The organism is Hymenobacter aerophilus DSM 13606, assembly GCF_000382225.1.
GTDB lineage: Bacteria > Bacteroidota > Bacteroidia > Cytophagales > Hymenobacteraceae > Hymenobacter > Hymenobacter aerophilus.
This window is the reverse complement of record NZ_KB907832.1, coordinates 25,611-36,729: the sequence shown is the minus strand read 5'-3', so window position 1 is coordinate 36,729 and position 11,119 is coordinate 25,611. Positions and strand designations below refer to the sequence as shown.

Genomic DNA, 11,119 nt, shown 5'->3' with positions numbered 1-11,119 from the left:
CGTTGCCTTTTCCCACACGCCCTTGTCGCGCCAGCGGGCAAAGCGCACGTACACCCGGTGCCAGTGGCCAAACTGCGCCGGCAGGTCCCGCCAGGGAGCTCCCGTGCGGCCCAGCCAAAGCACCGCTTCGACAAATCCGCGCGTGTCGGCAGCGGTGACCCCGCAACTCCCGGCTTGCCCCGGTAACAAAGGAGATAACTCGGCCCACATCTTGTCCGTCAATAGCGTGCGGTCTGCATTCATAGTCGATCAACAACTCCGTAATTGAGAACAGTTCCTAGTGGTAATTCCAACCCCAAAACAGGCAGTGGGATAACGGTAGTAGGGGAGTGGTACTCCCGGAAAGTCCAGGCGTTCGGGTCCTGCTCGCGGGCGTACACACTCACGCCCATCGATAGGCTCTCGACCAGCAGATAGTATTGCAGACTGGCGATGCTCTTGTAAAGCAAAAACTTACTGCTCCGGTCATCGGCCGCCGTTGTCTTGGATAATACCTCAATCAGCATAACCGGGTTGAGCAGCGTATCCAGATAAGCGTCCTTTAAAAATTCCTCCGGTCCGCAGACGACCGACGCATCGGGGTAGGTATACAGTCCATTGGTCGGTACATGCACCCGCAAGTCGCTGGGATAGATGGTGCAGGAGTCATTCAGGCGGTTGCCCAGGCTGATGATCAGATTAGAGACCAGTAAGTTGTGCGCCCGGGTGGCCCCAGCCATAGCCGTAATCTGTCCCTGATAGTATTCGCTCTTGAAGCTGGCCTGCCGCTCGGTCGCCAGGTATTCTTGCGGCGTAATGAACGGGGCGGAATAGGGTCGAGGTTGCGCGGGCATGGTAAACAGGCTTTTATCAAACATACAAATTTGATAGCCGAAAGCCGCCTAACGGGCTGCCTGAGCCCCGAAATTGGTAATCTGGAGCTGCTCGGAGCAGAAATCGTATTCTTCGGGCACGTTGCTCGATACCAGCACCGTGCGGCCGGGCAGCGTGGCGGCCACGTGCTCGCGGTACCAGGCCACGCCGGCGCGGTCGAGGTTGGTGGTGGGCTCGTCGAGCAGCAGCAGCGGGGCATCGGCGTACAGGGCCAGGGCCAGCTTGAGGCGCTGCTTCATACCGCTCGAAAAGTCCCGGATCAGCTTGTGGCGCGACTTTTCCAGGTACATCAGGCTCACCAGTCCCTCAGCTGACATGCCCGGCCGCAGAGGCTTGAAGCGGGTGTGAAACCGGATAAGCTCGGTCAGCGTCAGTTCCTCAATCAGCTCCAGGTAGGGCGCGGCGTAGGCCAGCCGTTGCGGCACGTCCTCTACGGCCACCGCCCGACCGTTTTCCTGGTACTCCACCGTGCCCTGGGAAGGCAGCAGCTGGCCGGCCAGCGTGTTGAGCAGCGTACTCTTGCCGGCCCCATTCGGCCCTAAAATGGCCGTGGCCGAACCCGGGGCAAACGTGTGGGTCAGGTCCCGGAAAATCCACTCCCGCGCAAACCGCTTGCTTAGTTCGGTAGCCGTAATTTGCATTATTTAGGGCTTAGGAACTTAGGGTTTAGGGCTTAGATGATGTGCAGCGAACCCAACTGTCATCTTTTATCCAGCACTGCAGGGCCAAGGACCTTGTTAAATAAGAACGGTCGTAACGACACCTTGTGCCTTCGTGATAAGGTCTTTCGAGCTGCTCAAGATGACGGTTGGGTTCGTTGCACGTCATCTAAGCCCTAAACCCTAAGTCCCTAAGCCCTGCCAACTACTCGCCGCCGCCGTTGGAGTTGCGGCCGTAGCCTTTGATGACGCCGCGGCCGGAGTTGCGGATGAAGTTCACTACTTCGTCGCGCTCGGGCGAGGGGGCCAGTTCCAGCTCGATTTGTTCGAGGGCGGCGGCGTTGTTGAGGCCGCTCATGAACAGCAGGCGATAAAGCTGCTGAATCTCGGAAATCTTCTGATCCGAAAAGCCCCGACGCCGCAGCCCGATGCTGTTGATGCCGGCGTAGCTCAGCGGCTCGCGGCCCGCCTTCACAAACGGCGGTACGTCCTTACGAATCAGCGAGCCGCCCGAAATCATCGAGTGCTGGCCCACGCGCACGAACTGGTGGATGGCCGATGAGCCGCCGATGATGGCGTAGTCGCCGATTTCGACGTGGCCGGCCACCTGCACGGTGTTGGCCAGAATGCAATTGTCGCCGATGATGCAGTCGTGGGCCACGTGCACGTAGGCCATCAACAGGCAGTTGCTGCCGATTACGGTTTTCAGCCGGTCCACGGTGCCGCGGTTCACCGTCACGCACTCCCGAATTACGGTGTTGTCGCCGATGTGCACGGTGGTTTTCTCGCCCGCAAACTTCAAATCCTGGGGCTGGGCGGCAATTACGGCGCCCGGAAAAATGCGGCAGTTGCGCCCGATGCGCGCCCCGGCCATAATGGTGACGTTGGGGCCAATCCAGGTGCCTTCCCCGATTTCCACGTCCTTGTCAATGGTCGTAAACGGCTCCACTACCACGTTCTGGGCAATGATGGCCTCGGGGTGAATATAGGCGAGCGGCTGGGTCATTCTTTTTGAAATTATGAATTATGAATTTTTAATTATGAATTGGTAGAACAGTCCGAAGCGGAAAATTCAAAATTCAAAATTTATAATTCATAATTATTACTGTTTTTTCACAATGCTGGCCGACATTTCGGCTTCCATCACCACTTTGCCGCTCACGTAGGCCTTGCCACTCATCTTGGCAATGCCGCGCTTGATGGGGGCTGTCAGCTCGCACTTGAAGATGATGGTGTCGCCGGGTTTTACCATGCGGCGGAAGCGGCAGTTTTCGATGCCCAGGAAGTAGGTCCAGTAGTTCTCGGGGTCGGGCACGGTATTGAGTACCAGGATGCCGCCGGTCTGGGCCATGGCCTCAATCTGGAGCACACCGGGCATCACGGGGTTGCCGGGGAAATGGCCGGTGAAGAACTGCTCGTTGAAGGTCACGTTCTTGACGCCCGTAACGGTGGTTTCGTCGAGGTGAATGATTTTGTCAATCAGCAGAAATGGGTAGCGGTGGGGCAGGGTGGCGGCAATCTGGTTGATGTCCATCACCGGCTCGCGGCTCGGGTCGTAGGTCGGGATGGGGCTGGTGTGGGCCTCCATCATCTTCTTTTTGATGCGCTTGGCGAAGGCCACGTTGGCCGCGTGCCCCGGCCGGGCGGCCAGAATCTGACCCTTCAGCGGCCGGCCTACCAGGGCCAGGTCGCCCACCAAATCGAGCAGCTTGTGGCGGGCGGGCTCGTTTTTGTAGCGCAAATCCACGTTGTTGAGGATGCCCTCCTTCTTAACGGCCACCTTGGGCTTGCCCAGCATCGTGGCCAGCTCGTTCAGCTCCTCATCGCTCACCACGCGGTCGACCACCACAATGGCGTTGCTCAAATCGCCGCCCTTGATGAGGTTGGATTTGTAGAGTGCCTCCAGCTCGTGCAGAAAGCAGAACGTGCGCGACGAGCCGATTTCCTGGGCAAACTGGGTGATGTCGGTGAGCGAGGCGTGCTGGGAGCCCAGCACCGGCGAATTGTAGTCCACCATCACCGTAAGCCGGTAGTTGTCGAGGGGCAGGGCCGCAATTTCCACCGAGCGGGCGTTATCCACGTAGCGGATTTCGGCCGGAATCTCGTAGTAGTTGCGCAGTGCATTTTGCTCTTCGAAACCGGCTTCCTGCAGGGGCTTGATGAACTCGAAGCTGGAACCATCCATGATGGGCGGCTCGGGGCCGTCGAGCTGGATGAGCACGTTATCAATCTGCAGGCCTACCAGCGCGGCCAGCGTGTGCTCCACGGTGTTCACGCGGGCGCCGTTCTGCTCGATGGTCGTGCCCCGGCTCAGGTCCACCACGTTGTCTACGTCGGCGTCCACGATGGGCTGGCCGGGCAGATCGATGCGCTGAAACTTATAGCCGTGGTTGATGGGGGCCGGACAAAACGTCATCGTGGCCACTACTCCCGTATGCAGCCCAATCCCGCTAACCGTCACGGGGGCCTTGATAGTGTGTTGCTTGTCGTTCATTTAGTTTAGCTGCAAGCTTCAAGCCGCAAGCTGCAAGCGAAAAAGAGAATGGAAATAAGCCCAAGACTTGCCGCTTGTAGCTTGCGGCTTGAAGCTTTTCTAAAGACAAAGCTAGGGCTTTTCCGGCGGTGCGGCTTGCTGTTCGAGCAGGCGCAGGCGGCGCTCCAGCTCGGGCAGGTGGCGGAAAATGGCGTTGGCCCGCAGGCTGTCGCGCAGGTTGAAGGCGGGTGAGCCCTGCAGCAGCACGCCTTCCTGCTTGATGGATTTGCCCACGCCCGACTGGGCCGTAACGGTGGTGCGGTTGGCCAGCGTGAGGTGGCCGGCCATGCCCACCTGCCCCGCCAGCACGCAGAAATCCCCGATTTTGGTGGAACCCGACACGCCCGTTTGGGAGGCAATAACCGTGTGGCGGCCCACTTCCACGTTGTGGGCCAGCTGCACGAGGTTGTCAATTTTGGAGCCCTCGCGGATGATGGTGGAGCCCAGCGTGGCGCAGTCGATGGTGGCGTTGGCGCCGATGCTCACGTTGTCTTCGAGCACCACGTTGCCGATTTGCGGGATGGTGCGGTAGGAGCCGTCAGGCTGGGGCGCGAAACCGAAGCCGTCGGAGCCGATAACGGCGCCGGCGTGCACGGTGCAGCGCTGGCCAATCACGGTTTCGGCGTAGATTTTGGCCCCGGCATACAGAATAGTGCCGGAGCCTATTTTCACCCGGTCGCCGATGAATACGTGCGGAAAAATCACCACGCCCTCGCCAATCTCGCAGTCCTCGCCGATGTAGGAAAACGCCCCGCGGTAGTGGTCGGCCCCGATACGGGCGGAGGCGGCCATATAGCTGGGCTCTTCGACGCCGCGCTTGCCGGTGCGGCTGGCCTGCTGATAGAACTCCAGCAGCGCCGTGAAGCTGGTGTAAGGGTCATCGACCCGAATCAAGGCGGCCGAAACGGGCTTTTTAAGCTCCAGCGTGCGGCTTATGATTACGGCCGTGGCCTGGGTGCTGTAGAGGTGGGGCTCGTACTTAAGGTTCGACAGAAACGAAAGCGAGCCGGCCTGGGCCTCCTCAATCTTGGCCAGCCGGTTTACGGGCTGGCTCGCGTCGCCCTCCACGGAGCCCTGCAGTACTTCGGCAATCTGACCAACGGTGAATTCCATGAGGGCAAAAGTAGGCAGCAGTTGGCAGTTGTTGGTTTCGAGGTGCCAGAACGTCATTCAGAACGTAGTGAAGAATCTTGCCTACTAACTCTGCAACGCTAATTCAACGTCAGCACGCGAGATTCTTCGCTGCGCTCTGAATGACGTTCTCACAACTAAGCACTCACGACTGGCAATTCACAAAATTTCCTTGGGGTAGCAGATGTAGTGCTTTTCGACGCGCTGGCCCAGGGCTTTGATGTTGGGCAGGTCGGAGGCTTCGGCTACGTTGACGACCTGGCCGCGCTTGGTGAGCACGTCGATGGAATCGTGGCCGTCGGCGTCGTAGGCGTTGTTGCTGATGCGGCCGGCAATCATGAGCTGGGCCGCTTCGGCGGGCGGCAGCTCGAAGCGGGCGGCAATCAGCTCGACGATGCCGAGCTGAAATTCCTCATCGAAGGGCGCGGTCTGGAGCGAAATTTTGAACAGGTGGCGGTCGAGTAGGCTTTGGGCTAGGTAGCGCAGCACCGTGTCGGGGTGGTCGGCCCAGAGCTTCACGGCGCCCCACACGTCGGTATCGTCGAGGCGGGCGAAGCGGCGCAGGATGGAGTCGTCGGCCTCAAACTGCTCCTGCGTGACGTTGCGCGAGAGGAAGAAGTGCAGGTTGGGCGAGGCCGGCACGTCGGTGCCCGAGCGCACGAGGTCGCGGGCCCGTTGCATGATGCGAATCACCATTTGCTCGGCGCTGGTCACGGTTTTGTGCAAATACACCTGCCAGTACATCAGCCGCCGGCTCACCAGAAAGTTCTCGATGCTGTACACCGCCTTTTCCTCCAGCACCAGCCGCTCGTCCACCACGGTCAGCATCTTGATGAGGCGGTCGGCGCCGGGGCGGCCCTCCTGCACGCCGGTATAAAACGAGTCGCGGTTGAGGTAGTCGAGCCGATCCATATCGAGCTGGCTGCTGACGAGCTGATGGAAGAACGGCCGCTCGTAGGTGCCCTGGAAGATGGCAATGGCTAAATCCAACTGCCCCTCAAACTCGGCGTTGAGCTTGCGCATCAGGTGCAGGCTCACGGCCTCGTGGTGCACATCGTGGAAAATGCTGCGTTCCAGCGCGTGCGAGAGGGGGCCGTGGCCGATGTCGTGCAGCAGAATGGCCGCCATAGCCGCCTCGCCCTCGGCGGCCGAAATCTTCACGCCCTTATCCTTGAGCGTGCGCAGCGCCAGCGACATAAGGTGCATGGCGCCCAGCGCGTGGTGGAAGCGCGTGTGTAGCGCCCCCGGGTACACGAACATCGTCAGGCCCAGCTGCTGAATCCGGCGCAGCCGCTGGAAATACGTGTGCTCAATCAGGTCGAAGAGCAGCTCCGTGGGGATGGTGACGAAGCCGTATACCGGGTCGTTGAAAATCTTCTTTTTATTCATCTGAAACGTTGGAAGACAGCGGGTTTCCGGTGCCGGGGCTACTCCCGAAAACGCCCGCGCAAAACTGCGACGCCGGCTCGGCGGTAGCTGCCGGGAAAAACCAAGCCGTTAATTTTTGGTTTTCTTTACGGCTGAGTTGACCTGAAACAGCGTCGGCCCGGAAAAAATAACAACCTAAAGGCCAGGATTGGGAGTAAAGCTACTTACGAAACCGCCGCCGCAACTTTTGCCGGCAGCCCGACATCTTTAAACCGCCCGGACGGCGCCACATGCTGGCCAGGGCAGTTTTCTTCGCGCCGGACAGCCGTCCGGGCTTTCTTGTGCAACTCTCAACCCGCCATATGCAATACAGTATCCTCTGGGCCGATGATGAAATCGACCTGCTCAAGCCGCACATCCTCTTCCTGAAAGAAAAGGGCTACGACGTAACCGCCGTGAATTCCGGCACCGATGCGGTGGAGGAAATTCAGGAGAAAACCTACGACATCGTGTTCCTGGACGAGAACATGCCCGGCCTGACGGGCCTCGAAACGCTCACCGAAATCAAGGCCCTGCGCCCCACCGTGCCGGTGGTGATGATTACCAAGAGTGAGGAAGAGCACATCATGGAGGAGGCCATCGGCGCCAAAATTGCCGACTACCTCATCAAGCCCGTCAACCCGAACCAGATTCTGCTGTCGGTGAAGCGCGTGCTCGACAACAAGCGTCTCGTCAGCGAGAAAACCAACTCGGGCTACCAACGCGACTTCCGCCAGCTGGGCATGCAGCTCGGCGACCGGCTCAGCCCCTCCGAGTGGGCCGACGTGTACAAGAAGCTGGTGTACTGGGAGTTGGAAATCAATGAAACCGAGGGCAAGAGCATGGCCGAGGTTTTCAATATGCAGAAGGATGAGGCCAACACCTACTTCGGGCGCTTCATCCAGGAAAACTACGAGGATTGGCTGCACGGCGACGAGGACGCCCCGCTGATGTCGCACCAGCTGTTCAAGGAGCGCGTGTTTCCGCTGCTCAAGGAAACCGGCGACACGCCCGTGTACTTTATGCTCATCGACAACCTGCGCTACGACCAGTGGAAGGTGCTGGAGCCGATTATTGCGGAGATGTTCACTGTTGATCAGGAGGAAACCTACTACAGCATTCTGCCCACCACCACGGCCTACGCCCGCAACGCCATCTTCTCGGGCATGATGCCGGGCGAAATCCAGAAGAAATACCCCAACCTGTGGGTGTGGGACGACGACGACGAGGGCAAGAACCTGCACGAGGCCGAGTTCCTGGAAATTATGTTCCAGAAGGCCAACCAGAAGCACAAGTTTAGCTACAACAAGGTAACCAACCTGCAGGCCGGCAAGGATCTGCTGGGCAAAATGGCCAACCTGCACAACAACTTCAAGCTCAACGTCATCGTCTACAACTTCGTCGACATGCTCTCGCACGCCCGCACCGACATGGCCATGATTCGGGAGCTGGCGGCCGACGAATCGGCCTACCGGAGCCTGACCAAGTCGTGGTTCCTACACTCGCCGCTGTATGAAATGTTCCAGCAGATTGCCGAGCGCAAGGGCAAGGTCATTATCACTACCGACCACGGCACGATTCGGGTGAAGCGCCCCTACAAAATCGTGGGCGACCGGAACACCAACACCAACCTGCGCTACAAGCACGGCAAAAACCTGGGCTTCGACGACAGCAAGGACGTGTACACCGTGCGCAAGCCCGATAACATCTTCCTGCCCCGCGAAAACGTGAGCACCGCCTACGTGTTCACGGTCGGCGACTTCTTCTTCGCCTACCCCAACAACTACAACTACTACGTGAACTACTACAAGGACACGTTCCAGCACGGCGGCATCTCCCTGGAAGAGTGCATCATCCCGTATGTCACGCTCAGCCCGAAGGGGTAGGTTTTTGGAGCTGTTAGCGTATAGCTGCTGGCTGTTAGCTGATGTGCTGTTTAACACAATGGAAACGAAGAAGGGCCGCCAGTATTAGCGGCCCTTCTTATGTTTAGCCCGATATCCAGTGGCCGCGTTGCCGGGGCGTCCAGGCCCAGCGTTTTTTGGATTGTTTCATACGAGTTGTAGGTCCTGCAGCTCGTGATTGGTGGTGAAGTAGCGTTTCAAGTAGTAGATTTCAGGGTGATTATTCACAATTGGTTTTGGCCGATATTGTCGTAATCAGGACGATACCATTTTTGCCTTTATCACCATACAGGGAAACGGCTTTGCTGCCCTTCACCACGCTCATAGATTTAATCTGATCAGGGCTGATGTTTAATAGTTCAAAAGAGTCCATAACCTGCCCATTGACTACATAAATCGGGTCCGGCTTGGCGCTCAAGCTGGCGGTAGCAGTGGATTTGAAAGCCGGTTGGCCGAGCCCGATACGTGGGGTGTCATCAGTCGGCGTGGTAGTCTGGGCACTGGCGGCAAAGCCCAGCAGCAGCAGCGGAAGCAACAAAAAACGGTTCATAAGTAACGGGATTAAAGAGGTTTATTCCTCCAGCAGTTGCAGCAACTCGTGCAGCTCGTTGGGGTGGAGGTCGGCCCGCTCGGCTTTGTCGTAGATGGTGAGGAGCAAAACCTGCTCCTCAGTAACTTGAACCAATGTGATAACGCGTGCTCCGCCCGATTTACCCGCCTGCTTGCTTTTAATACTCAGCCGAACCTTGTAACAGTTCTGGCCTAAACTGCTGCCTGTACGTGGAGCCCGCGCAAGTTCCTCTTCTAACTTCTGAAGGTCGTTAGTTAAGGAAGCATACTTCTTCAGCAACGGCTTTAATCGTTTGATGAACAAGTCAGTTGCATCAACCTTGTAACTCATTCAGCACCTCGGTTAAGCTACGAAATTGTTTTTGTCCTTTCCGGGCCTGACGTACTTCCTCAAAAGCCTCCCGCAAATCATCCGCCACGGAGGGTAATTGCTCCTTGGATTTTTTAGCCTTTGAGGCGGGTTTAGCTGGCTTCGTAATCGGTTTAGCAGGAGGCTCCTCCAGCACCAAAGCCGTCAGCTCGCGGCGCTGTTCGGGCGTGAGCTGCTGGCGGAGCAGGTCGGCCAGTTGCGGAATCGTGAGCGGGATGGGGAGCGTGAGCGTGTTCATAGCTGGAAGATAAGCGGTTCGGTGCATAAACGCGCGGCGGCCTGGAAAAGTGGCCGCCGCTTCTCGTGCTGCTTACCGCAACGCCTCCAGCGCCGTCCGTAGCCGCGGTAGGGCCGCCGCAATCGACTCGGCCGAGGCGCCGCCCACCGACATCCGGAACCACGGGGCCGTACCCTCAGTGCCGAAGGCGCTGAAGGGCACCAGCGCCAGCTTCGCCTCGCTGATGAGATAGGACGTGATTTGCTGGGTGGTGTCGAGGCGCTGGCCGGCGGGCGTGCTGCGGCCCAGCACGTCGAGCTTGGCGGTGAGGTAGATGGCCCCCTGGGGCACCAGCGAATCGACGGGCAACCCGGCCGCCTTCATGGTTTGCAGGCCCTCGTGCAGCAGGTTCAGACTGCCCTGAATCTTCTGCTTAAAACCGGCCAGATAGGCATCTACGGCTTCTGTCTGGGGCAGGTACTGGCCCACGGCCACCTGCTCGGCCTTGGGCGCCCAGGCCCCCACGTGGCCCAGGATGGCCTTCATTTTACCCATAATTTCGCTCGGCCCGAAGGCGTAGCCGACGCGCACGCCGGTAGCGGCCAGGCACTTCGAGATGCCATCGATGTAGATAGTATAGTCGCGCAGGGCAGGGCGCAGGCTTACCGGGTCGTAGTGCTCGGCGGTGCCGAAAGTCAGGAGCCAGTAAATCTGGTCGTAGAGCAGGTAGAGCGGCTTTTCGTCGGGGCCGCGGCGCTGGTTTTCGGCCAGCACCAGGTCACAGATGGCTTCCAGGTCTTCGCGGCTGAAGACGGTTCCGGTCGGGTTGAGCGGGGAGCACAGGGCCAGCAGCGTGGCGCCGGCCAGGTGCGGGGCCAGCTCGGCGGCGGTGGGCATGAAGTTGTTTTCGGCCCGGGTTTCGACCATTACAGCCTCTGCGCCCGAAAGGTGGCAGTAGTGGTTGTTGTTCCAGCTCGGCACCGGAAACACCACCCGGTCGCCGGCATCCACGAGGGCCAGGTAGGTGGCATAGATGAGCGGGCGCGAGCCGCCGGCCACCAGAAAATCGGCTGCTGGGTACTCCAGGCCGAGTCGGCTGGCGGTGAAGGCGGCCGCCGCTTCGCGCAGGCCGGCCATGCCGTTGGCGGGCGGATAGTTGGTCTCCCCGGCCTGGTAGGCGGCAATAATTCCGTTCTTCAGCTTGGCCGGAATCGGGTATTCGGCCGGGTCGAAGTCGCCGATGGTGAGGTTGCAGATCTGCTCGCCCCGGCGGATCATGTCGTTGACTTCGTTGCCGATTTTGATGATTTCGGAGCCAATCAGGCCCGCGGCCATTTGCGAAACTTGGAGGGTTGCGGTGCTCATAGGAGTGGTTGGTTTAGGTCGGAGGGAAGGCTGGCTAAAAGTACGCAACCGCCGCGGTTTGAGCCGCCGCCTGGCCGGCGTACCTTTGCC

The 11,119-nt window shown here is 59.2% G+C and carries 12 protein-coding genes; 1 reads left to right on the top strand and 11 read right to left on the bottom strand.

All coding sequences use genetic code 11. The annotated features are described in order from the left end of the window. From H145_RS23500 to H145_RS0117080, 7 genes are all read right to left on the bottom strand, one after another. The coding region (locus tag H145_RS23500) for a transposase (RefSeq protein ID WP_019949385.1) at window positions 1-243 on the bottom strand (243 nt) is incomplete at its 3' end. Beyond that, on the bottom strand, window positions 240-857 hold the full coding sequence (locus tag H145_RS21890) for a Uma2 family endonuclease (protein WP_019949384.1): 618 nt from the start codon (window positions 855-857) through the stop codon (window positions 240-242). The genes H145_RS23500 and H145_RS21890, both read right to left, overlap by 4 nt. Before the next feature lie 24 nt (window positions 858-881). After that, window positions 882-1,514 carry an ABC transporter ATP-binding protein gene (locus H145_RS0117100; protein WP_019949383.1) on the bottom strand — a complete coding sequence of 211 codons (633 nt, stop codon included), beginning with the start codon at window positions 1,512-1,514 and terminating at the stop codon, window positions 882-884. Window positions 1,515-1,737: 223 nt separating this feature from the next. Further along, window positions 1,738-2,538 (bottom strand): acyl-ACP--UDP-N-acetylglucosamine O-acyltransferase, encoded by an 801-nt coding sequence (gene lpxA / locus H145_RS0117095; RefSeq protein WP_019949382.1) that lies wholly within the window; start codon window positions 2,536-2,538, stop codon window positions 1,738-1,740. Window positions 2,539-2,634: 96 nt separating this feature from the next. After that, window positions 2,635-4,026 (bottom strand): bifunctional UDP-3-O-[3-hydroxymyristoyl] N-acetylglucosamine deacetylase/3-hydroxyacyl-ACP dehydratase, encoded by a 1,392-nt coding sequence (locus H145_RS0117090; protein WP_019949381.1) that lies wholly within the window; start codon window positions 4,024-4,026, stop codon window positions 2,635-2,637. A gap of 111 nt (window positions 4,027-4,137) precedes the next feature. Then, window positions 4,138-5,178 carry a UDP-3-O-(3-hydroxymyristoyl)glucosamine N-acyltransferase gene (lpxD, locus tag H145_RS0117085; RefSeq protein ID WP_026351591.1) on the bottom strand — a complete coding sequence of 347 codons (1,041 nt, stop codon included), beginning with the start codon at window positions 5,176-5,178 and terminating at the stop codon, window positions 4,138-4,140. A gap of 177 nt (window positions 5,179-5,355) precedes the next feature. Further along, entirely contained in the window at window positions 5,356-6,585 is a 1,230-nt protein-coding gene (locus H145_RS0117080) for an HD domain-containing protein (protein WP_019949379.1), read from the bottom strand. 341 nt (window positions 6,586-6,926) lie between these two features. On the opposite strand from H145_RS0117080, the gene porX reads away from it, so the two are divergent. Continuing rightward, entirely contained in the window at window positions 6,927-8,489 is a 1,563-nt protein-coding gene (porX, locus tag H145_RS0117075; protein WP_019949378.1) for a T9SS response regulator signal transducer PorX, read from the top strand. 238 nt (window positions 8,490-8,727) lie between these two features. On the opposite strand, the gene H145_RS0117070 is transcribed toward porX, so the two are convergent. The 4 genes from H145_RS0117070 to H145_RS0117055 all read right to left on the bottom strand — a co-directional run bounded on the left by H145_RS0117070 (window position 8,728) and on the right by H145_RS0117055 (window position 11,029). Further along, a complete protein-coding gene (locus H145_RS0117070; RefSeq protein ID WP_019949377.1) occupies window positions 8,728-9,057 on the bottom strand; it encodes a TonB-dependent receptor plug domain-containing protein in 330 nt (109 codons plus the stop codon). Between the two features lie 21 nt (window positions 9,058-9,078). Further along, window positions 9,079-9,408 carry a type II toxin-antitoxin system RelE/ParE family toxin gene (locus H145_RS0117065; RefSeq protein ID WP_019949376.1) on the bottom strand — a complete coding sequence of 110 codons (330 nt, stop codon included), beginning with the start codon at window positions 9,406-9,408 and terminating at the stop codon, window positions 9,079-9,081. Beyond that, the gene (locus H145_RS0117060; protein ID WP_019949375.1) at window positions 9,392-9,685 is read right to left on the bottom strand and encodes a hypothetical protein; all 294 of its coding nucleotides are present in this window, start codon (window positions 9,683-9,685) and stop codon (window positions 9,392-9,394) included. The genes H145_RS0117065 and H145_RS0117060 overlap by 17 nt, the downstream gene beginning before the upstream one ends. A 72-nt stretch (window positions 9,686-9,757) precedes the next feature. Further along, window positions 9,758-11,029: a pyridoxal phosphate-dependent aminotransferase gene (locus H145_RS0117055; protein ID WP_033426395.1), complete on the bottom strand. Its 1,272-nt coding sequence runs from the start codon at window positions 11,027-11,029 to the stop codon at window positions 9,758-9,760. Window positions 11,030-11,119: the final 90 nt, after the last annotated feature.